We start from the raw sequence: 23,597 nt of genomic DNA, 5'->3' as shown, positions 1-23,597 counted from the left end.
GGCTGCTTGATGTGACTGGGTATATAATTTTGTCAAATTGTGGGTTTTTGCATCCCTTTAAAACCTGCATTAGTAAAAGGTGGTGATTAGAGTCAACAGCCATGGTGCTTTGGGCTATAATCACCGTCTTGTTTTTTGAACAACTCTATTCTGGTTAGTCATGGCTGAACCTCGTTTTATTCATCTTCGTGTCCACAGTGACTTCTCTATGGTTGATGGCCTGTCCAAAGTACCGCCGCTGGTGAAAACCGTGGCCGGGATGGGCATGCCTGCGATGGCGCTGACGGACTTTACCAACCTTTGTGGCTTGGTGAAATTCTACTTTGCGGCCCAAGGCGCCGGCATGAAGCCGATCATCGGTGCGGACTTCAAGGTAATGTCCGATGAGATGGGCGAGGAACTGTGTGACTTGACGGTACTGGCTGCCGACAATGACGGTTACCAGAACCTGACCATGCTGATTTCCAAGGCTTACCAGCGTGGCCATGTCCAGCACCTGCCTGTGATGGATAAAGAGTGGTTGGTGGAGCACAAGCAAGGCCTGATCTTGCTGTCGGGCGGTAAAACAGGTGATGTGGGTAAAGCGCTGCTTAAAGGTAACCAGCAATTGGTCACCAAGTGTGTGGACTTCTACCAGCAGCATTTCCCTGATGCCTATTACCTCGAGCTAGTCCGTACTGGTCGTGCTGATGAAGAGGCTTATTTGCACTTTGCCATTGAACTTGCCGAGAACGTAGGTTTACCCGTTGTGGCAACCAATGATGTGCGCTTTATCAACCCAGACCAATTCGATGCCCATGAAATCCGGGTAGCTATCCATGATGGTTACACCATGGTTGATCCCAATCGACCTAAGCTATACAGCGCCCAGCAATACCTGCGCAGCGAAGACGAAATGTGTGAGTTGTTCTCCGACATTCCGGAAGCGCTAGAAAACAGCGTAGAGATAGCTAAGCGATGTAACGTCACGGTTCGTCTCGGTGAGTACTTTTTGCCGAACTTCCCAACGGGCGATATGACCATCGAAGATTTCTTGGTTAAGGAATCGGAGAAAGGGTTGGAGCGCCGTTTGGCGTTTTTGTTCCCGGATGAAGAGGAGCGTGCCAAGCGCCGTCCGGAATATGACGAGCGTTTGGATATCGAGCTGAAGGTTATTAACCAGATGGGGTTCCCGGGTTACTTCTTGATCGTCATGGAGTTTATCCAGTGGTCGAAGGATAACGGGGTACCGGTTGGTCCTGGTCGTGGTTCGGGTGCGGGCTCCCTTGTGGCCTATGCGCTCGACATTACCGACCTTGATCCGTTGGAATTTGACCTTCTATTCGAACGTTTCCTTAACCCGGAACGTGTATCGATGCCCGATTTCGATATCGACTTCTGTATGGATAAGCGTGATCAGGTTATTGATCATGTGGCCGAGATGTATGGGCGGGATGCGGTATCTCAGATCATCACCTTCGGTACCATGGCGGCAAAAGCGGTTATCCGTGATGTTGGTCGCGTACTGGGCCATCCGTACGGTTTTGTTGACCGGATCTCCAAACTGGTGCCAGCTGAGCCGGGGATGACCTTGGCCAAGGCATTCGAAGCCGAGCCGCAACTGCCGCAGGCGTATGAGGCTGATGAAGAAGTCAAAGATCTGATCGACATGTGTCGCATTCTCGAGGGTGTGACCCGAAATGCCGGTAAACACGCTGGTGGTGTTGTTATTTCACCGACCACGATCACTGACTTTGCCCCGTTGTATTGTGATGCGGAAGGTGCCAACCCGGTTACCCAGTTCGATAAGAATGACGTGGAAACCGCCGGTCTGGTCAAGTTCGACTTCTTGGGTCTGCGTACCCTGACGATCATCGACTGGGCGCTGGGGATGATCAACCCGCGCCTGGAGGAGCAAGGGAAAGAGCCGGTCAATATTGCCGCGATTCCGATGGACGATGCCAAATCGTTCGCGATGTTGCAGCGCTCCGAGTCCACCGCGGTATTCCAGCTGGAATCTCGCGGGATGAAAGACTTGATCAAACGTCTACAACCCGACAGCTTCGAAGATATGATCGCACTGGTTGCCCTGTTCCGTCCGGGCCCGCTGCAGTCGGGCATGGTAGATAACTTCATCGACCGTAAGCACGGCCGAGAAGAAGTCTCTTACCCGGATGCGACTTGGCAGCACGAATCGTTGAAAGAGATACTGGAGCCGACCTACGGCATCATTCTCTATCAGGAACAGGTGATGCAGATCGCCCAGGTCTTGTCCGGCTATACCCTGGGGGGCGCAGATATGTTGCGTCGTGCAATGGGTAAGAAAAAGCCGGAAGAGATGGCCAAGCAGCGTGCCACCTTTGAAGAAGGGGCGGTGAAGAACGGCATTGACGGCGAGTTGGCGATGAAGATCTTCGACTTGGTAGAAAAATTTGCCGGTTATGGTTTTAACAAATCCCACTCCGCTGCCTACGCTCTTGTGTCGTACCAGACGCTTTGGCTGAAAGCCCACTACCCAGCCGAGTTCATGGCGGCGGTAATGACCGCCGATATGGATAATACCGATAAGATCGTCGGTTTGGTGGATGAGTGCCATCGAATGAAGATCACCTTGTTGCCACCGGATGTCAACAAGGGGCTGTACCGTTTCAATGTCGATGACAAGGGTGCCATCGTATATGGTATCGGTGCGGTGAAAGGGGTGGGTGAAGGCCCGATCGAGAATATTATTGCGGCACGTGAGAAAGACGGCCACTTCAAGGATCTGTTTGATTTTTGTGCCCGAATTGACACCAAAAAAGTGAACAAGCGGGTACTTGAAAAATTGATCAAATCCGGTGCTATGGACCGCCTTGGTCCGAACCGTGCGGCAATGATGGCGACACTTGATGATGCCATCCGGGCTGCTAGCCAGCACCATCAGGCTGAAGCGTTCGGTCAGGCCGATATGTTCGGGGTGCTGACGGCTGCACCGGAAGAAGTGGAACATGCGTATGCCAATATCCCTGAATGGCCAGATAAAGTGTGGCTGGAAGGTGAGCGCGAGACGCTGGGTCTATATCTGACGGGTCACCCGATCAATGCCTATGTCTCTGAACTCAAGCACTATACGACTTGGCGCTTGAAAGATGCTCACCCGACAGGACGTGATAAAGTAGTAAGCGTCGCCGGTCTGGTGATTGGTGCTCGGGTGATGACGACCAAGCGCGGGAGCCGGATAGGTATCCTGACTCTTGATGATCGCAGTGGCCGAATGGAAGTGATGTTGTTCTCAGAAGCTTTGGAACGCCATTTAGATCTCATTGAAAAAGATAAAATTTTGGTTGTTTCCGGACAGGTCAGCTTTGATGATTTCAACGGCGGCCTTAAAATGTCGGCCCGGGAAGTGCTAGACATCGCAGATGCGAGAGAAAAGCACCTACGCGGCCTTGCCATCTCGTTAACAGAGAGGCAAATTGATGAACAGTTTTTTGAACGTTTCAGCAAAGTGCTGGAACCGCACCGGGCAGGTACCGTACCTGTCAATGTGTATTATCAGCGCTCGAATGCTCGCGCCAAACTGACTCTGGGAACGGAGTGGCGTGTTACCCCGGCAGATCAATTAATTTCTGATCTTAAAATATTGCTGGGTGATAAGCAGGTTGAGCTTGAGTTTAATTAAAATAGCCCATAGTTATCAGTAATAGATACTGACAATTATGAGCAAAAGGACTGAATTGGTATGAGCCTTAACTTCCTTGAGTTTGAACAACCGATTGCTGAACTAGAAGCAAAAATTGAAGCACTGCGTGATGTTTCTCGCCGTGATGAGTCTGAATCGGTTGATTTGGACAAAGAAATTGAGCAGCTTGAAAAGAAGAGCCTAGAGTTGACCAAAAAGATCTTTGGCGATCTAGGTGCATGGCAAGTCGCTCAGCTGGCACGCCACCCACAGCGTCCATACACGTTTGACTATGTTGAGCACATGCTTACCGAGTTCGATGAATTGGCGGGTGACCGCGCGTTTGCGGATGACAAAGCCCTGGTCGGTGGTATCGCTCGTTTGGATGGCCGCCCAGTGATGGTGATTGGTCACCAGAAAGGCCGCGAGACTAAAGAGAAAGTGCTGCGCAATTTTGGTATGCCAAAGCCGGAAGGTTATCGCAAAGCCCTTCGCCTGATGAAAATGGCTGAGCGTTTCAAGATGCCTATCATTACTTTCATTGATACCGCGGGTGCCTACCCTGGTGTAGGCGCGGAAGAACGTGGCCAATCTGAAGCGATTGCTACCAATCTGAAAGCGATGGCAGGGCTGACTGTACCGGTTATCTGTAACGTAGTCGGTGAAGGTGGTTCAGGTGGCGCTCTTGCGATCGGCGTGGGGGATTGTGTGAACATGCTGCAGTACTCGACGTATTCTGTTATTTCCCCTGAAGGTTGTGCTTCTATCCTGTGGCGTGATTCTGACAAGGCACCGCAGGCGGCCGAAGCGATGGGCATGACGGCGGATCGCCTTAAAGAGCTTGAGCTTATTGACAACATTATTGAAGAGCCGCTAGGCGGCGCGCACCGCAATGTTGCTCAAATCTCTGAGTCATTGAAAAAGCAGATCCTGGCGACGCTAGAAGAGCTGGATCAACTTGATACCGACGCATTGCTTGAGCGTCGTTATCAGCGTCTTATGAGCTATGGTTACTGCTAATTAGCACGGCGTGCCTATGAGGCAACATGAATATTACGGGTCAGCCTTTGGGCTGGCCCGTTTTTTTAGTTTAGTATTCCCCTCTGCTGTAGCGGAGGTATACTTTTGAAGTGTGTTATTTCGGATGTAGCTCAATGCTTTATACCAGTTTAGAAGCCTGTTTTGCCGTTGCGGTGGAAAAGCCAGCCCGATTTGTCCTGGCACTCAGTGGTGGGTTGGACTCTCGGGTATTGCTCCACCTTATGGGGCGTTACCTTCAGGCCCACCCTGAAGCAAGCTGCAAGGCTGTACATGTCCACCATGGCCTAAGCCCCAATGCCGACTTTTGGGCTGAGCGTTGTGCTGATTGGGCCGCTGAGGCGGGAATCAGCATCGAGGTCGAACGGGTCTCGCTGATACTGGGAAAGCGCATGAGTGTGGAGCAGCAAGCAAGGGATGCCCGTTATGCGGCCTTACGCGACTATATCACGCCGGGTACTGTGTTGCTGACGGCCCAGCATGCTGATGATCAACTGGAAACGGTTTTGCTGGCGCTGAAAAGGGGCAGTGGGCCGGCAGGGCTATCGGCGATGCCGCAGCGGATGGCGTTTGCTTCAGGTTGGCTTCTACGGCCTTTGCTTGACCAACCCCGTATTGTTATTGAACAGTATGCCAACGAGCATCGCCTTGATTGGATAGAGGATGAGAGCAACAGTGACGAGCGTTACGACCGTAACTTCCTGCGCCACCAGATCACCCCGCTGTTGAATTCCCGTTGGCCGGGGATCCGTAAAGCAGTGGCTCGCAGCGCCGTTTTATGTGGTGAGCAGGAGGCCTTGCTGCAGGAGCTGTTAGCGGAACAACTTAGCCAAGCCATTTCGGCTGATCAGAGTTTGGGTATCACCCATTTAAATCCAGATCAGCCGGGTAGTGAACGGCGGGGTAAGGCGTTGCTACGTTTTTGGTTTGCTGCCATTGGCGTGAAAATGCCCTCGCAGGCCCAGTTGGAACAGGTGTGGCATTCAGTGGTATTGGCTAAACCGGATGCCAATCCCAAAGTGTGCTGGGGGGATGCGGAAGTTCGTCGGTTCCGGCAGCGTTTGTATGTTGTCCAGCCTTGGCCGGATGCCTCCGGTTCAATCCTGCCTGTTAGCGTCAATCAACACTGCCATTTGCCCTCGTCCCTAGGTTCGTTGTTGTTGGCTGAGTCAGAAGATGGTCACTTACGTTTGCCGCTGTATAACGAGCCGGTTTCGGTGCGCTTCGAGCCTGCCGGATTGGAAGTCCAGCCCGTTGGCCGGGTGGGTAAGCGCAAGCTGAAAAAACTGTTTCAGGAATACGGGGTGCCGAGCTGGCAACGACGCCGAACACCATTGATCTTCTATGGCGAAGAGCTAGCCGCGGTAGCCGGATTGTTTGTTGTTGAAGCGTTTGCCGGTAAGGATTGTGACCTGACATGGCACTACGAGCAGGAAAAAGTGCACAATATCATGACTTAATTTAGTATTTGTTGTTGAATAAAGGCACAATCTAATCAGCGTGGTGTACTGTCGTGCCAACGCTATATCCCGTTATCAGGGGATACTATGGATAATAGAAAATAATAATGAGGACCTGATGAAGAAAGTTCTAGCTTGTGTAATGTTTGCTGCCGTTATGGCGAGTCCTGCGATGGCAGCAGGTGATCCGGTTGCCGGAAAATCCAAAGCCGCGGTGTGTGCAGCCTGCCATGGTGCAGACGGTGTCGCCGTTATTCCTGGTTATCCTAATCTGAAAGGTCAGAACGAGCAGTATTTGATCCGCTCGCTGAAGGCGTACAAAAATAAAGAGCGTACCGGCGGAATGGCCATGGTAATGCAACCGCAGGCTTCTATGCTCAGTGATCATGACATTGCCAATGTCGCCGCTTATTTTGCTCAGATGAAATAATACTGACCACGTTAAGCACAAGGTTATTTTCTTGTGCTGATGAGTATCAGCTATTTTGCGATACTTCGGTTAGTGATAGAACAGATCCCGTCGCCCAGACCTTTTTAACCAAAAGGGCTGGGCGATTTTTGTTAGGTGCTATTTTTATCTTTTTTGATAGCTTCTTGTCCGAAATAAATAGGCGTCTTGATTTCGTAAACTAAAATTTCCATCTATTTGTTTATCTTTTGCCCAAACAAATGCTCTGCGGTTGCGTAATAACTCAGAACACATTATTGTACTAGCACGCTGATACGTTAATGTTGTTTAGGAGTTATTATGAGTAAACCATCCACACTTGGGGGCGCGTGTATTATCGCCAGTGTTTGTGTTGGGGCAGGCATGCTTGGGTTGCCAAGTGCAGGTGCGGGTGCGTGGACGTTATGGAGTGTGATTGCCATTTCGGTCACGATGATCATGATGACGCTTTCTGGCTGGTTACTTCTAGAAGCACTGAAGCATTATGAGATTAAAGCTTCATTTAATACTGTTGCTAAAGATATCTTGAGCAAAAAGGTTAATTTAATTAATAACCTATCTCTTTATTTTGTGGGTGGAATTCTACTATATGCATACATTTCATCATCCGGTATGATCTTTAGCGAAATGCTTGGTGTCTCGCGCGAATTAGCTTCCGTCCTGTTTGTTGCATTATGCTCGGCCTTTGTTTTGCACTCCACCCGTGCGGTAGACCGGATCTCAATTGTGTTGATCCTGTTCATGATCATTAGCTTTGTATTGGGTGTTTCCGGGTTGGCTTCAAATATCAGTGTGCCGACTCTATTTGCCCAGAGCGAATCTGAGAGCGCTTTTTCAGGCTATGCGTTAGCCCTGTTGCCGGTCGCGTTAACCTCTTTTGGTTACCACCATTCAGTGAGTACAATGCGTGATTACTACCAGGATGAGCAACGTGCCCAAAAAGCGATTCTTGGCGGTACTCTGATTGCACTGACATTCTATCTTGGTTGGGTGATCTGTATCTTTGGTAATGTACCTCGTCAAGAGTTCGGTCCTGTTGTGACCGCCGGTGGGGGTGTAGATGCCTTAATGGCGGCACTGACATCAGCGATTGATTCAAATAGCATTAAACAAGCCCTGCATGTCTTTTCTATTGCCGCGATTGTCTCATCATTTATTGGTGTTGGATTAGGTGTGTTCGATTACTTGGCTGACTTGTTTGGCTTTGCTGATACCAAACAAGGCCGACTAAAAACCTGGGGCGTGACTTTTGTTCCGCCATTAGTGTTCTCGTTAGTCGCACCGTTTGGTTTTGTTGCCGCGATTGGTCTAGCTGGCGCTGCTGCCACTATCTGGACCTGTATTATTCCGGCTACGCTGGCAAAAACATTACGTCAACGAGCACCTGTACAAGAAGGTTTTGTGGTTCCTGGGGGGAATGCGACTATTTATATGGTAATTGCATTCGGGGTACTGACAGCCGCCTTCCATTTACTGGCGATGGCGAATCTACTGCCTGTCTTTAAAGGCTAGGTTGGTATAAGCACTGGGTTATGTATCCATGCAATAAAAAAACGGAAGCCTCGGCTTCCGTTTTTTTAATGTTTTGAATCAGCCTTTGTCATCGCCAACCGCTTTATCGAAACTGCTTGGCATCCGGTAGGTAGTCAAACCCAGCACTGGCTAATTTGGTAACCAGCTTTTCTTTATCGATATCGTAGAACTTGACCAGGGCATCCAGATCGCCGAACTCATCGCGGATCTTCATATTGACGATGCTCATTAGCATGATGGGATCCATGCTATCGAAGTTGTTCAAATTCATTACGCGTCCTCGTGATCGCTCATCAGTAAGTTGGCAGCGGCAAAAGCGGCACGCTCGCGAACATCTTTTGGCAGCGTGTCGTTAGCCGCAATGTCATTCAGTGCCTTGATAGCACAGTGAATCGCATTGGGGATATAGCCCAGTTCACCACCACCAATCTGTGCGTAGATCATACGTATTTGCTCGCAGCACTCATAAACTTTCATAGTGTGTCCTTCATAAACAGTGATTTCGGCAACCGGCTGTTTTCTATGACAGAGGGCTGGCGAAAGCAGGCTTATTACTATATCAAAGACTCACCGGGGACGGCAGGGGATTTAGCGGGTACGTTTGTGTTTGTACAGATGGCGGTCAGCGCGATCAACCAAGGTGATATTGGTGTCACCTTTCTGGTAGGAGCTAAAACCACTGGAGCAGCCTATTTTTAATGTACGCAGGGTCGCATCGTCTGCCATCAGGACGTCCAGCCGGCGGATCACGTGTAGAGCGGATGAGTCGGTAGCGGGTTGGAGCAGTACCGCAAACTCATCACCGCCAATACGATAACAGCGGTCGGTGGCCCGAACTGATTTTTTCAGCAGCAGTGAGAAATGGCGGATCACCTTGTCACCGTCGGGATGACCAAATCGGTCATTGACCTGTTTGAAGTTGTCGAGGTCGAACATGGTCAGTACCAAGCCGATGTTACGCCTTTCGCTCATCGCAATCGCATGGTTGAGATCCTGCTCAAAACTGTTGCGATTACCAAGCCCCGATAGATAGTCACGCAATGCCATATTTTTTACTCGGCGGTATTCAAGTGCGCATGCTAGCGGTCCGGCAAACAAGCGGTGATAGGTATGAAGCAGGTTGACTTCATCTTTATCGAGCGCGTAAGGCGTGTGGTATTGAAGTTTACCCAAATCTTGTTTATTGAAGCGAAGGATAAAGGTCTGCCGGTATTGAGTCGCAGAACCTTGGCGTACGAGGGTAGTAGTATTGTCAGAGCCCCACATTAACCTACTGATATCTATCTGTTTTTCAACTTCTCGGCTGAATATATCAAACAATAGGCTAACATCTAGCTTCCCCTGAAGTTTTTGCAATACTAGCAGGCGCTGATCAGCCCCAAGGGGTTTGGTCCTTGGTTTTGCATATTGGCTATCGGCCAGCTTGTCATTCCAGTGGAGTGGATCCATACATATGTCAAAAAATTACTAGGGAACTAACTATAGGCAATTATTAAGCCATTTCAATACCTAAACGGAGTTTATATCATTAATCATCTGATTTAATTAAGAAACTGCGAAGGTGAGCTTCTTTTTCCTGGGTGTCTTCATATCCCATCTTCATCAGGGCATGGATGTAAGCGGGCTCGAATAGGATATAGCTGGTGATAGCAGCGTCATCTTTGGGGCTGATACCAATCAGCTGCATTAAGCCGCGGGTCATGGGGGGGAGGTGGCAATAGTACTTACGGGCAAGGTGTTCAAAAGAGTGACTTGGCGACAGATGAATATGGTCGATTTTCCGTAGTTTTCGCTTTGTTTCAGCCTCGGGTAAGCTATCGATTAAGGTGTTGATCCTTGAAAGGTTCTCCAGATCGGCGGTGAGCGTATCACTGAAAATGGTATCCATCAGGTGGCCGCCCAGTGCTGCGAGGCCGGGGGCCCGGGTGTGATCCGGACTCTCCATTTTCTGGTTGATGAGGTCAATGATCAATATTTTATCAGCCCCCATTTTGAGTGACGGTCGCAACGGTGCCAGTTGGTGGATAGAGCCATCCCCATAGTAGGATTGACCGATACGGGTAGCGGGAAAAACCAAAGGAATAGCGGAGGAGGCCAGGAGGTGATCGGTGGTGATCAGTGAGCGGCGGCCTTTCGACTTGGCCCTGTCCCATTCGTTGAGTCCTTGTTGGCCCTGAAAGAAACTGACTGAGTGGCCGCTTTTATAGCTGGAGGCCGTGATGGAAATACCATGAAGGTTACCGGCAGCAATTTGTTTTTCCAACCGGGAGTAGTTGTTGACTTGATTGAGAAGCTGGCGCAGCGGACGGTTGTTGAGCAGCCCAAAGGGGGGCCGCTCGTGGTGATGAGCCTGCAAGCGGGCAAACCACTGACTGGCGAGGTAGCCGCTCATTCCCCGCGGGGAGGTGGCAAAAATGCGCCGGCTGTGCAAGCGCGACCAGATCCATTCCAGTTTTTTTACACCTAAGCGGAAGCAGGAGGCATAGCAAGCAATCGATGTGGCATTGATTGCCCCTGCCGAAGTGCCGCAGTATATGCTGAATGGGCTGTGATGAACCCGTGGGTACCATTCTGAAATGGCCTTGAGGACCCCGACTTGATAGGCAGCTCTTGCCCCGCCTCCAGTGAGGATCAGGCTGATCCGTGGCGTATCCTTGCCCATAGTGCTCCTCTCTTTTGTTCTTTCTATAACTATATCCCTATTTTTACTTATGGTGGAATATAGACTTATAACATTGAGGTGTCAGTGTTGGGCAACAGACAAAAAAAAGCCTCCGCAAGGGAGGCCTTTAGTAACTGAATCGTATGCGATTAAGCGAGTTTCTGCTTAACGAACTCAACGATATCAGCCACAGCAACACCTTCTTTGGTACCAGCACGACGGTCTTTGTATTCCATCTCGCCGTTTTCTAGGCTGCGGTTACCGATCACGATAGTGTGTGGGATACCCACTAATTCGTGGTCTGCGAACATAACACCTGGACGCTCTTTACGGTCGTCGAACAGAACGTCGATACCAGCAGCCGTTAGGTCAGCGTATAGCTTTTCAGCCGCTTCCTTCACTTCTGCCGATTTCGCCATGTTCATTGGAACGATTGATACCTGGAACGGTGCAAGTGCTGCTGGCCAGATAATGCCGTTTTCATCGTGGTTTTGTTCTATGGCTGATGCAACAACACGTGATACACCAATACCGTAACAGCCCATTTCTAGAATAACGTTTTTGCCATCAGGACCAAGTACGCCACAGTTCATCTTCTCTGAGTAGTTAGTACCTAGTTGGAAGATATGGCCGACTTCGATACCACGTTTAAGCTGGATAGTACCTTGGCCGCATGGGCTTGGGTCGCCTTCAACCACATTACGTAGGTCTTCAACTTGACCGAGTTCTACGTCACGACCCCAGTTGATGCCGAAGTAGTGTTTGTCGTCAACGTTAGCGCCAGCACCGAAATCGCTCATTACAGCAACTGTGCGGTCAACGATAAATGGTAGTTCAAGGCCAACAGGGCCAAGTGAACCTGGACCTGCACCGATAAGTGCGCGGATTTCCTCTTCCGTTGCCATCTCTAGTGGAGAGGCGACTTCTTTTAGGTTTTCCGCTTTTACTTCGTTCAGCTCGTGATCACCACGGATGATCAGTGCGATGATGTCGGCATCAACCTCATCAGACGCTTTAACGAATAGCGTCTTAACGGTTTTCTCGATAGCTAGGCCGTGCTGTTCAACAAGCTCGGCAATCGTTTTAGCGTTTGGCGTATCAACCAGCGTCATCTCTTGCGTTGGCGCTGCAAGTTCCATCGCAGGCGCTAGTGCTTCTGCTTTTTCGATGTTGGCCGCGTAATCAGACTCGCTAGAGAAGGCAATCAAGTCTTCGCCGCTTTCTGCCAATACGTGGAACTCGTGAGAGCCACTACCACCGATTGCACCGGTATCAGCCAGTACTGGGCGGTAATCAAGACCCATGCGGTCGAATGCCTTACAGTATGCTTCATGCATCGCATCGTAAGATTGCTTAAGGCCGTCTTTGTCGATGTCAAAGCTGTAGGCATCCATCATGCTAAATTCACGTGCACGCATTGCACCAAAACGAGGGCGTCTTTCGTCACGGAATTTGGTCTGGATTTGGTACAGGTTCAGCGGAAGCTGCTTGTAAGAGCTTACTTCGTTACGCACAAGGCTGGTAACGACTTCTTCTGCTGTCGGGCTAAGTACAAACGGACGATCATGGCGGTCAGTAAAGCGAAGTAGCTCAGCGCCCATCTTTTCAGATCGACCTGTCTCTTCCCATAGTTCAAACGGCTGAACTACGGGCATCAAAATTTCAACAGCACCTGCATTGTTGATTTCTTCGCGAACAATGTTCTCGACTTTACGTAAAACGCGCAGACCAGTAGGCAGCCAGGTGTAAAGACCTGAAGCCAGCTTACGGATCATACCTGCACGAAGCATTAGCTGATGACTAACAACTTCTGCGTCATTTGGAGTCTCCTTCAGGGTAGAAAGAAGATAGTTACTGGTACGCATTGATGGTATCCGTTTGTTTGATGAAAATAAGGGGATTTGGGGCTTGCCCCAGCCGCCTATAAGGGCGGTAACCGCATATACTACCAGCCCAATGGCCGTTAGCCAAAGAGATTGGGGTCCCCGGAACCAGAATTTCCACTGGAATTTACGGGGTATAGATAACCTCGGGTTATTTTTCTAGTGGCTTATCCAGAGCTATAACGGTGACCGCGTCCTGGCTGACGGTAAATTTAACATTGTAGTCGAACAGGTGAACCGCGTATTCCTTGGCGTCTGCTTTGCCTTTTTTGTAAGCCGGGCGCGGATCTTGTGCCAGTACTTCTTCAATCACCGCACGCTGTCGGGCTAATTGTTTACCTGTGAGTTGGCCTTCGGCCTTTTCGGTAAAGACCACAGGCAGGGTAGCTGGCTCACCATCAGCAAAGCCGCCATGGGCGTCGGGGAGGCTATCGGAGTATGGGATGTAGGGTTTGATATCGACAATCGGCGTACCGTCAACCAGATCGACCCCGCCGAGTTCGATGATGACATCACTGCCTTGTTGACGCACACCGATTAGCTCGACGGCTGACATCCCGATTCCATTGGGACGAAAGGTTGCCCGGCTGGCAAATACACCGATGCGCTCGTTACCGCCCAAGCGGGGAGGCCTGACGGTTGGCCGCCATCCAGCTTCCAGATTCTGATCAAACAAAAAGAGTAACCACAGGTGGCTGAACTGTTCCAGTCCACGTACCGCTTCCAAAGCATTGGCTTCTCCTTGGAGAATAACGTCGGATCGAGCGCTGGGTACCAGTCCCGGCTGACGGGGCACGGCAAATTTTTCTTTGTACGGCGAGCGGACAATACCGATAGGTTCTATTTGGTAAGGCATAGTAGTTCGGGCAATGCGTTGTGGGTCATGGCGCTGAACATAGCATTATGGCTGGGGCAAAAAAAGCCCCGGCGTAATGGCCGGGGCTGTTGTTGGCTGATATCAGAGGGAGGCTAGGTGGGTAATTACCAACCTTTAACTACGCCACCTTGGAAGATTTCTTTTGCCGCTTCGTACACAACATCTGACTGGTAAGCCTTGATGAAGGTCTGAACATTCTCGGCATCGACATTATCTTCGCGGGCTACAATCAGGTTCACATATGGAGACTCTTTGTCTTCAACAAACACACCGTCACGTTCTGGTGTTAGGTTGATGCTGCTCGCGTATGTTGTGTTGATGATTGCTAGTTGCACATCATCCAGTGAACGAGGTAGCTGGGCGGCTTCTAGTTCAACAATCTTTAGATCTTTTGGATTTTCAATGATATCCAATACCGTTGCTGTTAGGCCGGCATCTTCTTTCAGTGTCAGTAAACCTTGCTGCTCAAGTAGAAGCAGTGATCGGCCAAGGTTGGTTGGATCGTTTGGTACTGCGATTTGATCGCCGTCTTTTAGTTCGTCAACCGATTCAATTTTGCTTGAGTAACCGGCAATCGGGTAAACGAAAGTATTACCAGCGACCGCAAACTTATAACCGCGGTCTGAAATTTGTTGATCAAGGTAAGGCTTGTGCTGGAAAGCATTGATATCAATCGAGCCCTCTTCCAGCGCTGCATTTGGTGATACGTAATCCGTGAAGGCGATAAGCTCCACATCAAGGCCGTATTTCTCCTTGGCTTCTTGGGCCGCAATTTCCGCTACTTGCTCTTCAGCGCCCGCCATAACCCCAATTTTAATTTTGCTGTTATCAACGACAGCGTCTTTCTCGCCACAGCCAGCCAGGACCAATGCTGATGCCAAACCGGCGACGGCGAACAAATTCTTCAAATTAAAAGCCATGTTACTTCTCCTTAAAAACTGGGGTTGTCCGTAATACTAGATGGAATATGTGTCTTCTGTATTTTGTAATCAGTGTTGTTTGTTATCTGTGCTGTTCACTATCGGTGATCGAAGCGCTTGACCAGATGGTCGCCAGCAGACTGGATGATCTGAACCAGAATGACCAGCATCACGACCGTGATAAGCATGACAGTGCCGTCAAAGCGTTGGTAGCCGTAGCGGATCCCCACATCACCCAAGCCACCGCCGCCGACAGTACCGGCCATTGCCGAGTAGCTGACCAGGGTCACTAGAGTAATGGTCACCGCGTTGAAAATACCTGGCATGGCCTCAGGTAGCAGTACCTTGGTAATGATTTGGCGTGGGGTTGCACCCATCGCCTGCGCAGCTTCCACCAAACCGGTCGGGACTTCTAGCAATGCTCCTTCAACCAGGCGGGCGATGAACGGGATTGCGCCGACAGTCAATGGCACGATTGCCGCGGCGGTGCCGATAGAGCTGCCGACCACGAAGCGGGTGAACGGGATAATCGCGACCAGCAAGATGATAAAGGGAATAGAGCGACCAATATTGGTCACAATACCCAGTACTTTATTGACTGCAGGGTTTGCCAGTAGGCCGTTTGCTTTGGTTAGGTGCAGGGCAACACCAACTGGGATTCCGATCAAAAAGCCAATCAGGCCAGAGGCAAACACCATGATCAGGGTTTGGCCGAGGGCATCAATAAGCAGGTCAACCAAACGCTCGTTCTGGGCCCACCAGGTGGTAATTGAATCAAGCAACATAGCCCAATACCTCTACATTTACTTTGTGATCACGAAGGAAGTTAATGGCTTGCTCTGCCGCTTGTTCGGTACCGAATAACTCGGCTAGCATTAGGCCAAATTTGACGCCGCCGGCGTAGTCCATATCTGAGCTTAAGATGCTGATATCAATATTGAACTCTCGAGCTACCTGAGAAATCAGAGGGGCATCAACAGAGGCACCTGTAAACTCAAGGCGGATCAGCGGGTAGCTGTTTGCAACACGGGTTTCTACCATTCGTGCGCGGTAGTCTTCCGGAATCGAAAGATCCAACGTCGAGCGGATGAAGTCACGTGCTAATTCGGTTTTCGGGTGGGCAAAGATATCACCGACCGGGCCTTTTTCGACCAGCTCACCGTCACCGATGATGGCTACTTCGGAGCAGATACTTTTCACCACATCCATCTCATGGGTGATCAGTAAGATAGTTAGCTCGAGCTTGCGGTTGATTTCCTTTAACAGCGTCAAGATAGATTGGGTTGTTGCTGGGTCAAGTGCGCTGGTGGCTTCGTCACACAGTAGTACCTTAGGATCAGAGGCCAGTGCGCGGGCAATTGCCACACGTTGTTTCTGTCCGCCACTCAAGTTGGACGGGTAGGTGTCGCTCTTGTCGGCCAAACCAACCAGCTCAAGCAGTTCATCGACTTTGGTTTTGATGCCGGCTTTGCTGGTACCTGCCAACTCAAGAGGCAATGCGACATTGTCGAAAACTGTGCGGGAAGACAAAAGGTTGAAGTGCTGGAAGATCATGCCGATCTTGCGGCGAGCTTGGGTCAACTCTTGGTTTGAGAGCTGAGTGAGGTCGATACCATCAACAATGACATGACCACTTGTTGGGCGTTCGAGCAGGTTAACGCAGCGGATCAGGGTGCTTTTACCGGCACCTGAAGAACCAATCACCCCAAAAATGGTGCCTTGCTCAATGGTCAGGTTGATATCACGCAGCGCGTGGATCTCCTTGGCCCCTTGATAGAAGACTTTATTGACTCTGTTTATTTCTATCATCTTATTTCCCAAATCCTATACCGTGTTGATGACGGGCACGCCCATCAATGGCTGCGACCGGTATATTGTTATGTTGTGTATTGCATTTGCATTATTTTATTGATGCTTGAAGCCTGTCTGCCAATTGCATCTATGGCTTTGATGCTATGGGCTAACATAAATGAAGTCAATAGATATTTTTACGTCTGGACGTCTAAATGGCTTTATAGCCATAGTGTCAGTGTGAGTATGATAGATTGTTCTTATTTATACGGTTGAGAGAAACAGGTGAATCCCGTTGCCAGCCGTGCCATAATTTGGGATAACGAATACAGCGAGACAGAGGGCTGACGCTTGGCCAAACCAGCAGTTTTTATTGACCGTGATGGTGTAATTAACATCGATCACGGCTATGTACACACTACCGATGATTTTGAATATGTCGAAGGTGTGTTTGAAGCTTGTAAAAAACTTAAGGCTATGGGGTATATGTTGGTGTTGGTGACAAACCAGTCTGGCATTGCTCGTGGAATGTTTACCGAGGATGATTTCCTGACCCTGACCGAGTGGATGGACTGGAACTTTGTCGACAACGGTGTGGAGTTCGACGGTATTTATTACTGCCCGCACCATCCGACAGAAGGCAAAGGTGATTACCTTCAGGATTGTGAATGTCGCAAACCCAAGCCAGGTATGTTTATCTCTGCCCGTGATTTTCTCAAGATCGATATGGCCAGTTCGGTAATGATCGGTGATAAGGCCGATGACATGAAAGCCGCCGAAGCGGCCGAAGTTGGCACCAAAATCGTGGTGCGAACGGGCAAGCCGGTAACCGCTGAGGGTGAGCAGTTGGCCGATGCTGTGCTAGACAGTGTTGCCGATGTGCCTGCTTGGCTGGCTGCTCAATAAAAGGCTTCATTTATATTGTTGTATCAAGGCTGCATTCGCAGCCTTTTTTGATCTTTTTCTTCTAAATCTCTTCATCTTATCGGTTGTTATTATAAAGTTTAAAGAATCGAGTTTGTAATTTGGCTGTTTTTTATTGCAATTAACCTTGCCATTGTTACGAGCATAGTGCCTGTTTGACATGGAGTCGTTAAAACATGCTGTCATATTTCTTGCGTCGATTGGCATTGGTTGTCCCGACGTTTTTAGGGATCACGATCCTTATCTTTGCCATTACCCGTTTCGTGCCCGGCGGGCCTGTCGAACGGATGCTGGCCAATATGCAGGCACAAGGAGATGGCGCCGCCGCGATGACGTCGGCTGGTGGTAACTCTGCACTGTCTGAAGATCAGATTGCCGAGCTGAACGCCTTTTATGGCTTGGATAAACCCGTTGTGGAAGCCTATACCGAATGGCTGGGCAAGTTGATGGTGTTGGACTTCGGTGAATCGACCCGCTATTACGAGCCGGTCTCCGATATGATTGCCGAGCGATTACCGGTATCACTGTTCTATGGTGGCATGACGTTTTTCATCAGTTATTTCATCTCGATCCCCCTCGGTTACTACAAGGCGCTCAAGCACGGTTCGGTATTTGATTCCGGCTCGTCGATTTTGATTTTTGTTGGCTACGCCTTACCCGGTTATGTGGTGGGTGTCCTGCTCATTACCTTATTTAGTTACCACCTCGAATGGTTCCCGATGGGGGGATTCGCGGGTGATGATTACGATGATTACGAAACCTTTGTTGAGCGGGCCAGGGATGTGATGTGGCATGCGGTGCTGCCGCTGATCTGTTATCTGATCGGTGACTTTGCCACCTTGACCATGACCATGAAAAATAACCTGATGGAGAACCTGTCATCCGACTATATCCGTACCGCAATTGCCAAGGGACTGCCGTTTAAAACGGCAGTACGCAAACATGCCCTGCGCAACAGTTTGATCCCGATTGCCAGCCATTTCGGTAATTCGTTGTTATTTTTCATGACCGGCTCTTTCCTGATTGAGGTTATTTTCAATATTGATGGAATAGGCTTGCTTGGCTACGAGTCAATTATCGAGCGGGATTACCCGGTCGTGATGGGAATTGTGTCTATCAATGCCGGCATGTTGTTGATGGGCAATATTATCTCCGATATCTGTGTTGCCTTGGTTGATCCTCGAGTGAAGTTTGGAGCTTGATCATGTTTAACTTAAACCCTCTGACACTGAGAAAGATCAATCGCTTCAAAGAAATTAAGCGTGGCTACTGGTCTTTCTTGCTGCTTTCATGCTTGTTGGTGTTGTCGTTGTTTGCCGAACTGTTGATCAACAGCAAGGCGTTGGTGATCAAATACAATGGTGAATATAGCTTTCCCGTGCTGTCCGATGTTCGTCTCGGTACTGAATTTGGCCAGTCTTCATCTAGTGAGGCGGATTACCGCGCGCTTCAGAGGCTCTTTGCTGAGCAGGGCGGGGATAATTTTGTAGTGATGCCACTGGTGCCTTGGAACCCCTATGAGCAGGACTTTTCCGGTGATTTTCCGCCCACCGCTCCGAGCGTTGCCGGTCAGCATTATTTGGGAACGGATGTCATTGGTCGGGATATTCTCGCTCGTTTAGTCTACGGTTTTCGAACAGCGATGGGGTTTGCTTTGATCACTATGGCGATCTCTTATGCCATTGGTACCGCGGTAGGATGTGCAATGGGCTTTTTCGGCGGTAAATTCGACCTGTTTGTCCAGCGCTTGATAGAGGTATGGTCAATGGTACCTTTCCTCTATGTCATTATGATTTTGGTATCGATAACCCAACCGACCTTTACGTTATTTGTCGGGATCAACGTGCTGTTTGGCTGGATGGGGATGACCTGGTACATGCGTACCATGACTTACAAGGAGTCTGCCCGGGAATATGTGATGGCCGCTAAGGCGTTGGGTGCATCAACCGTCCGTATTATCTTCCACCACATCTTACCTAACACTATGGTCATGATTGTCACGCTGGCGCCGTTTACCATCGCCGCCAATATCACCGCGCTGACCGCGCTGGATTACCTTGGTCTTGGCCTTATGCCACCCACTCCGAGCTGGGGAGAGTTACTACAGCAAGGTAAGTCCAACTTGGACTCGCCGTGGATTGTGGCCTCGGTCGTGTCATCGATTGTCTTGGTGTTAGTGATGGTAACTTTCATTGGTGAGGCGATTCGGGCCGCCTTCGATCCGAAGAAATTTACCCGCTATGTATAATACCAACCTGCATAAATATTTGAGCAGTCTTGCAGGTTAAAATCGCTGTTCTCTGCGTTAGATATTTTGTAATTAGAGCCACTAGTTACTGCAATATCTGCCTTGATAACAATGATTTCTCCATTGCAAATACTTGATCAACTACTTATCCAGATTGGTATAACCTTGGTTTGTAGCTGTTGAAATAAGGATATTAATAATGAAAAACATGCTCAAATTGTCAGCTGTCGCGATTATCGCCGCACTCGGAAGTGCTGCGCAGGCGGCAGATCTACCCGCAGATTTGACGTGGGTGTCCAACATGGATGAGCCGTTGTTTGCTTCTCCTGAAGCCAAGTTCGGTGGCACGTTACGCACTCATATGGCCAGCTTTCCACAGACCTTGCGCAGTGTCGGCCCGGATTCCAATTCAGGGCTTCGTCATCACTTCATGGACGGAGTTCCTAAGCTGGCGGCACGTCACCCCAATACTGGAAAGTGGATCCCTCAGTTGGCACAGGAATGGGCCTTTGGTGATGATAACCAGACAGTGTACTTCAAGCTGGATCCCAGCGCTCGTTGGTCGGATGGCGAGAAGGTTACCGCCGATGATTATCTGTTTATGCTGAAGTATTACCGTTCGAAAGACATTATTTCACCTTGGTACAACGATTTCTTCACCAACAAGATCGAGGATGTCGTCAAGCTCGATGATTACACCATCGCGGTGAAGTCTGTCGTCAAAATGACCAATGATGAGCTGATGGTACAGATCAACCTGCCAAGCAACGGCTTGCAGCCAAGGCCTGAGCACTTCTTTAAGCCAAAGAAAGATGAAAATAACGACGGTATCGACGATAACTTTGTTCGACGTTACAACTTCAAGAGCGAGCCGACAACCGGTCCTTATTTCATGGACAAGGTCAAGAAAGGCAAGAGCGTGACCTTCAAGCATGTTGGGGAAGACTGGTGGGGTTACAGCAATCGCTATTACCAGAACCGCTATAACGTCGAGAAAGTGCGTTATACGGTGATCCGCGATAGTGACATTGCCCGCAAGCATTTCGAGAAAGGCAAGTTAGACACTTTTGGTCTGGTTTTACCCAGTCTTTGGCATGAAAAAGCCAATACCAAGCCGTACCAAGATGGTTATATCCATAAATTTTGGGGTTATAACCAGGTTGTACAAGGTGCTGGGGGACTTTGGATCAATACTGCCCAGTCATTGCTTGACGACCGCCATATCCGTGCCGGGGTCACTTACGCCACCGACTTTGATGGCATGATTGCCAATGTCTTGCGTGGCGATTATGCCCGTAAGCCTCACGGTATGGGGTTCGGCCATGGTGGCTATGATCGCAGTGACAATAAAGCACCGACCTTTGATCCTGAGTTGGCAGCTGAGTACTTTGTCAAAGCGGGCTTTGACAAGGTTGGACCGGATGGGATCAGGATAAACGCCAGCGGAGAGCGTTTGAGCTTCGCTATTACCTATGGGTACCAGCCACATACACCGAGAATTGCCTATCTGAAAGAGCAGGCGAAGAAAGCGGGTCTTGAATTAACGCTTAATCTTGTCGATGGCTCGTCGGCGTTCAAGTATGTGTTAGAGAAGAAACATGACTTGGCATTTATCAATATGGGGGGCGGCGAGATCCCAGCTTACTGGGAGTATCTACACTCGGTGAATGCCAAACCGCAGACGAACAACCATACCAATTTCAGTTCTCCAGAAATGGACAAGTTGATCGACCACTATAACAAAGAGTTTGATCTTGAGAAGAAACAAACAATATCCCATCAAATTCAGAAAATTGTCTCTGATGAGTTTCTGATTGTTCCTGGCTACATGGTGCCCTATACCCGGGAAGGGTATTGGCGTTGGTTGAAATATCCGATGCCGGCCATGACCAAACAGACGAACTCTTTGTTCTCAGTCGTTGACTTGGCCACGTTCTGGATTGATGAGGAAGACAAGAAAGCCACTCTTTCTGCGATGAAGAAAGGCAAAACCTTTGAACCGGTCACTGTGATCGATGACAACTATAAGCTGTAAGGTCGGTCGACTATGCAAGATGATGTAATTTTAAATGTTCAAGGGCTGGAGACTGAGTTCACTACCGATGAAGGTATTGTAAAAATCCTCCATGGCGTTAGCTTCGATGTTCGCAAAGGCCGGACATTGGGCATTGTTGGCGAATCAGGATGCGGTAAAAGTGTGACGGCGATGTCGGTCATGGGCTTGCTGCCCAAGCCCTACGGTCAGGTCGTTGGCGGCCAGATCCTGTACCGCGGGACTGATCTGGTGACGCTACCTGCGGAAGACATGTATGCCATGCGGGGGAACCGGATTTCGATGATTTTCCAGGATCCGATGACCGCACTTAATCCCGTGCACTCGGTTGGCCGCCAGCTGATCGAAGTGCTTGAGTTGCACCGCCCTGAGCTTAACAAGGGTGAGCGGAATCAGTACGCCTTGGATATGCTCAAGAAGGTTAAAATCCCAATGCCGGAGAAACGGCTCAACGAATACCCGCATAACCTTTCGGGAGGGATGCGTCAGCGGGTAATGATTGCCATGGCACTGGCGTGTAAACCTGACATACTTATTTGTGATGAACCGACAACGGCACTGGATGTCACTGTGCAGGCCTCGATCCTTGATCTGATTAACGATCTCCAGCAAGAAACAGGTATGTCTGTGATCTTCATTACCCATGATTTGGGTGTCGTTGCTGAAATTTGTGATGACGTTGTGGTGATGTACGGCGGGAAAGTGGTGGAGTTCGCCGACATTTTTGATTTGTTCGACAATCCCCAGCATCCCTATACCGAGCGCTTAATGGGGTTAATGCCTAGTTTAGATAATGAGCCAAAGCAGCCGATTGAAATTAAACCTATAGATGTCACTTTGTTCCCCGAATTCAAGGGATAGGAAAGGGGTAGGCAAGGGCTAGGCTGAGCGGTATAGATTGGGCGGTAAAGGGAGAATGAAATGACAGAGTTACTAAGGATAGAAAACCTCAAGCAGCACTTTGTTTCTGGAAAAGGGATTTTTAAAAAAGGCTATACGGTGAAAGCGGTCGACGGGGTGTCTTTCTCCGTTGCTCGAGGTGAAACCTTGGGGCTGGTAGGGGAGTCTGGCTGTGGTAAGAGTACCTTAGGTCGGACGATCCTCAAGCTTTATGAACCGACTGACGGTAAAATTTTCTTCGAGGGTAAAGATATTACTCAGCTCTCCGCTAAAGAGATGCGCCCTCTGCGTAAAGACGTGCAAATCGTTTTTCAAGATCCGATGGAGTCGCTCAACCAGCGCCATACCGTCGGGATGATCTTGGAAGAGCCTTTTATTATCCACAAAGTTGGTACACCGGTGGAGCGAAAGCTGTGGGTGAAAGAATTATTGGTCAAAGTGGGCTTGCCGGAGGAAGCCGCTAATCGTTACCCGCATGAGTTTTCTGGGGGGCAGCGCCAGCGAATAGGGATCGCCCGTGCGATTGCCCTCAAGCCCAAACTATTGATCTGCGATGAGTCGGTATCGGCACTGGATGTGTCGGTCCAAGCCCAGATCCTGAACTTATTGCTGCAGCTTCAGCAGGAAATGAATTTGGCCATCATCTTCATTTCCCACGACCTCTCGGTCGTGAAGCATATCTCCGACCGTGTGGCGGTGATGTATTTTGGCAAAGTGGTTGAGATGGGTGATGCCCGGGAAATATACAGTAACCCGCAGGCTGATTATACCAAGAAGCTACTGTCGGCGATTCCGATCACGCACCCTCGTGACAGGAAGCGCAAGAGGTCTGCAAACAACACCCATGTGGCCTGATTATTAGAAAGCCACATTGAAGGCGGTGAAGAAAGGACAGAGCTTTGAGCTTGTTACGGTAATGGATACCAAATATAAGCCTTAACCTGTTTTCATTATCAGTGTTAGTCAAGACACTCTGGTGAAGCTCTGTTCTTTTAAACAGCGAAAAAGGTGGTTGTTGTTCAAATAGCGTTCGAACAGCTTGGGTGGGACGTTTTTTGTTGATTTAAGGCTTGCCAGTTGATCAGAACTCCCTATAATGCGACCTCACTGACACGGAGCACGGCAACTTAAGCCGCTATCCAATCAGTATTGTTCTTTAACAATTTGACCATGCAATCTGTGTGGGCACTCGTGAAATGATAGTCAACAAAAGAATTATC

20 protein-coding genes are annotated in these 23,597 nt (G+C 49.5%); 11 read left to right on the top strand and 9 right to left on the bottom strand.

The window, feature by feature from the left end; translation table 11 throughout:
• Positions 1 to 160: 160 nt before the first annotated feature.
• The 5 genes from dnaE to ACVA53_RS14280 all read left to right on the top strand — a co-directional run bounded on the left by dnaE (position 161) and on the right by ACVA53_RS14280 (position 8,098).
• Positions 161 to 3,640: a DNA polymerase III subunit alpha gene (gene dnaE / locus ACVA53_RS14300; RefSeq protein ID WP_446505438.1), complete on the top strand. Its 3,480-nt coding sequence runs from the start codon at positions 161 to 163 to the stop codon at positions 3,638 to 3,640.
• A 60-nt stretch (positions 3,641 to 3,700) separates the two neighbouring features.
• On the top strand, positions 3,701 to 4,660 hold the full coding sequence (accA, locus tag ACVA53_RS14295; RefSeq protein WP_446505437.1) for an acetyl-CoA carboxylase carboxyl transferase subunit alpha: 960 nt from the start codon (positions 3,701 to 3,703) through the stop codon (positions 4,658 to 4,660).
• A 134-nt stretch (positions 4,661 to 4,794) separates the two neighbouring features.
• Positions 4,795 to 6,138 carry a tRNA lysidine(34) synthetase TilS gene (gene tilS, locus ACVA53_RS14290; RefSeq protein ID WP_446505436.1) on the top strand — a complete coding sequence of 448 codons (1,344 nt, stop codon included), beginning with the start codon at positions 4,795 to 4,797 and terminating at the stop codon, positions 6,136 to 6,138.
• A gap of 118 nt (positions 6,139 to 6,256) precedes the next feature.
• Complete coding sequence (locus ACVA53_RS14285) at positions 6,257 to 6,568, top strand: c-type cytochrome (RefSeq protein ID WP_255042465.1); 312 nt, start codon at positions 6,257 to 6,259, stop codon at positions 6,566 to 6,568.
• 318 nt (positions 6,569 to 6,886) lie between these two features.
• The gene (locus ACVA53_RS14280; protein WP_255042467.1) at positions 6,887 to 8,098 is read left to right on the top strand and encodes an aromatic amino acid transporter; all 1,212 of its coding nucleotides are present in this window, start codon (positions 6,887 to 6,889) and stop codon (positions 8,096 to 8,098) included.
• A 103-nt stretch (positions 8,099 to 8,201) separates the two neighbouring features.
• On the opposite strand, the gene ACVA53_RS14275 is transcribed toward ACVA53_RS14280, so the two are convergent.
• The 9 genes from ACVA53_RS14275 to metN all read right to left on the bottom strand — a co-directional run bounded on the left by ACVA53_RS14275 (position 8,202) and on the right by metN (position 16,270).
• Positions 8,202 to 8,390, bottom strand: a complete 189-nt coding sequence (locus tag ACVA53_RS14275; protein WP_255042468.1) for a DUF4250 domain-containing protein — start codon at positions 8,388 to 8,390, stop codon at positions 8,202 to 8,204.
• Positions 8,390 to 8,596, bottom strand: a complete 207-nt coding sequence (locus ACVA53_RS14270; RefSeq protein ID WP_255042469.1) for a YaeP family protein — start codon at positions 8,594 to 8,596, stop codon at positions 8,390 to 8,392. Before ACVA53_RS14270 ends, ACVA53_RS14275 begins: the two co-directional genes overlap by 1 nt.
• Before the next feature lie 111 nt (positions 8,597 to 8,707).
• Positions 8,708 to 9,568 carry a GGDEF domain-containing protein gene (locus ACVA53_RS14265; protein ID WP_446505435.1) on the bottom strand — a complete coding sequence of 287 codons (861 nt, stop codon included), beginning with the start codon at positions 9,566 to 9,568 and terminating at the stop codon, positions 8,708 to 8,710.
• 79 nt (positions 9,569 to 9,647) lie between these two features.
• The gene (locus tag ACVA53_RS14260) at positions 9,648 to 10,781 is read right to left on the bottom strand and encodes a patatin-like phospholipase family protein (protein ID WP_446505434.1); all 1,134 of its coding nucleotides are present in this window, start codon (positions 10,779 to 10,781) and stop codon (positions 9,648 to 9,650) included.
• A 149-nt stretch (positions 10,782 to 10,930) separates the two neighbouring features.
• Entirely contained in the window at positions 10,931 to 12,646 is a 1,716-nt protein-coding gene (locus ACVA53_RS14255) for a proline--tRNA ligase (protein ID WP_255042472.1), read from the bottom strand.
• Between the two features lie 169 nt (positions 12,647 to 12,815).
• Positions 12,816 to 13,520 carry a tRNA (N6-threonylcarbamoyladenosine(37)-N6)-methyltransferase TrmO gene (gene tsaA, locus ACVA53_RS14250; RefSeq protein WP_255042474.1) on the bottom strand — a complete coding sequence of 235 codons (705 nt, stop codon included), beginning with the start codon at positions 13,518 to 13,520 and terminating at the stop codon, positions 12,816 to 12,818.
• Positions 13,521 to 13,645: 125 nt separating this feature from the next.
• A complete protein-coding gene (locus ACVA53_RS14245) occupies positions 13,646 to 14,461 on the bottom strand; it encodes a MetQ/NlpA family lipoprotein (protein WP_446505433.1) in 816 nt (271 codons plus the stop codon).
• A 98-nt stretch (positions 14,462 to 14,559) separates the two neighbouring features.
• Positions 14,560 to 15,246 carry a methionine ABC transporter permease gene (locus ACVA53_RS14240; protein ID WP_255042477.1) on the bottom strand — a complete coding sequence of 229 codons (687 nt, stop codon included), beginning with the start codon at positions 15,244 to 15,246 and terminating at the stop codon, positions 14,560 to 14,562.
• Positions 15,236 to 16,270 carry a methionine ABC transporter ATP-binding protein MetN gene (gene metN / locus ACVA53_RS14235; RefSeq protein WP_255042478.1) on the bottom strand — a complete coding sequence of 345 codons (1,035 nt, stop codon included), beginning with the start codon at positions 16,268 to 16,270 and terminating at the stop codon, positions 15,236 to 15,238. The genes ACVA53_RS14240 and metN overlap by 11 nt, the downstream gene beginning before the upstream one ends.
• Before the next feature lie 333 nt (positions 16,271 to 16,603).
• Between metN and gmhB the strand changes: the two genes are divergently transcribed.
• From gmhB to ACVA53_RS14205, 6 genes are all read left to right on the top strand, one after another.
• A complete protein-coding gene (gene gmhB / locus ACVA53_RS14230) occupies positions 16,604 to 17,158 on the top strand; it encodes a D-glycero-beta-D-manno-heptose 1,7-bisphosphate 7-phosphatase (RefSeq protein ID WP_446505432.1) in 555 nt (184 codons plus the stop codon).
• A gap of 194 nt (positions 17,159 to 17,352) precedes the next feature.
• On the top strand, positions 17,353 to 18,378 hold the full coding sequence (locus ACVA53_RS14225) for an ABC transporter permease subunit (protein WP_255042481.1): 1,026 nt from the start codon (positions 17,353 to 17,355) through the stop codon (positions 18,376 to 18,378).
• A gap of 2 nt (positions 18,379 to 18,380) precedes the next feature.
• Positions 18,381 to 19,424 carry an ABC transporter permease gene (locus ACVA53_RS14220; protein ID WP_255042482.1) on the top strand — a complete coding sequence of 348 codons (1,044 nt, stop codon included), beginning with the start codon at positions 18,381 to 18,383 and terminating at the stop codon, positions 19,422 to 19,424.
• Positions 19,425 to 19,632: 208 nt separating this feature from the next.
• The gene (locus ACVA53_RS14215; RefSeq protein WP_446505451.1) at positions 19,633 to 21,459 is read left to right on the top strand and encodes an extracellular solute-binding protein; all 1,827 of its coding nucleotides are present in this window, start codon (positions 19,633 to 19,635) and stop codon (positions 21,457 to 21,459) included.
• 12 nt (positions 21,460 to 21,471) lie between these two features.
• Entirely contained in the window at positions 21,472 to 22,338 is an 867-nt protein-coding gene (locus ACVA53_RS14210; protein ID WP_446505431.1) for an ABC transporter ATP-binding protein, read from the top strand.
• 60 nt (positions 22,339 to 22,398) lie between these two features.
• Positions 22,399 to 23,232, top strand: coding sequence for an ABC transporter ATP-binding protein (locus ACVA53_RS14205; protein WP_446505430.1), 834 nt, complete (start codon positions 22,399 to 22,401; stop codon positions 23,230 to 23,232).
• Positions 23,233 to 23,597: the final 365 nt, after the last annotated feature.

The organism is Photobacterium sp. DNB23_23_1 (assembly GCF_052873815.1).
The sequence above is the reverse complement of the archived record's forward strand: the minus strand, read 5'-3'. Positions and strand labels throughout refer to the sequence as shown.

Coding starts and splice junctions, on each gene's coding strand:
- ACVA53_RS14265 (WP_446505435.1), bottom strand. CDS start 9,568: ATGGATCCACTCCACTGGAATGACAAGCTGGCCGATAGCCAATATGCA.
- metN (WP_255042478.1), bottom strand. CDS start 16,270: ATGATAGAAATAAACAGAGTCAATAAAGTCTTCTATCAAGGGGCCAAG.
- ACVA53_RS14275 (WP_255042468.1), bottom strand. CDS start 8,390: ATGAATTTGAACAACTTCGATAGCATGGATCCCATCATGCTAATGAGC.
- ACVA53_RS14205 (WP_446505430.1), top strand. CDS start 22,399: ATGACAGAGTTACTAAGGATAGAAAACCTCAAGCAGCACTTTGTTTCT.
- ACVA53_RS14255 (WP_255042472.1), bottom strand. CDS start 12,646: ATGCGTACCAGTAACTATCTTCTTTCTACCCTGAAGGAGACTCCAAAT.
- ACVA53_RS14260 (WP_446505434.1), bottom strand. CDS start 10,781: ATGGGCAAGGATACGCCACGGATCAGCCTGATCCTCACTGGAGGCGGG.
- ACVA53_RS14245 (WP_446505433.1), bottom strand. CDS start 14,461: ATGGCTTTTAATTTGAAGAATTTGTTCGCCGTCGCCGGTTTGGCATCA.
- ACVA53_RS14280 (WP_255042467.1), top strand. CDS start 6,887: ATGAGTAAACCATCCACACTTGGGGGCGCGTGTATTATCGCCAGTGTT.
- ACVA53_RS14240 (WP_255042477.1), bottom strand. CDS start 15,246: ATGTTGCTTGATTCAATTACCACCTGGTGGGCCCAGAACGAGCGTTTG.
- ACVA53_RS14220 (WP_255042482.1), top strand. CDS start 18,381: ATGTTTAACTTAAACCCTCTGACACTGAGAAAGATCAATCGCTTCAAA.
- tilS (WP_446505436.1), top strand. CDS start 4,795: ATGCTTTATACCAGTTTAGAAGCCTGTTTTGCCGTTGCGGTGGAAAAG.
- ACVA53_RS14215 (WP_446505451.1), top strand. CDS start 19,633: ATGCTCAAATTGTCAGCTGTCGCGATTATCGCCGCACTCGGAAGTGCT.
- accA (WP_446505437.1), top strand. CDS start 3,701: ATGAGCCTTAACTTCCTTGAGTTTGAACAACCGATTGCTGAACTAGAA.
- dnaE (WP_446505438.1), top strand. CDS start 161: ATGGCTGAACCTCGTTTTATTCATCTTCGTGTCCACAGTGACTTCTCT.
- ACVA53_RS14210 (WP_446505431.1), top strand. CDS start 21,472: ATGCAAGATGATGTAATTTTAAATGTTCAAGGGCTGGAGACTGAGTTC.
- ACVA53_RS14285 (WP_255042465.1), top strand. CDS start 6,257: ATGAAGAAAGTTCTAGCTTGTGTAATGTTTGCTGCCGTTATGGCGAGT.
- ACVA53_RS14270 (WP_255042469.1), bottom strand. CDS start 8,596: ATGAAAGTTTATGAGTGCTGCGAGCAAATACGTATGATCTACGCACAG.
- ACVA53_RS14225 (WP_255042481.1), top strand. CDS start 17,353: ATGCTGTCATATTTCTTGCGTCGATTGGCATTGGTTGTCCCGACGTTT.
- tsaA (WP_255042474.1), bottom strand. CDS start 13,520: ATGCCTTACCAAATAGAACCTATCGGTATTGTCCGCTCGCCGTACAAA.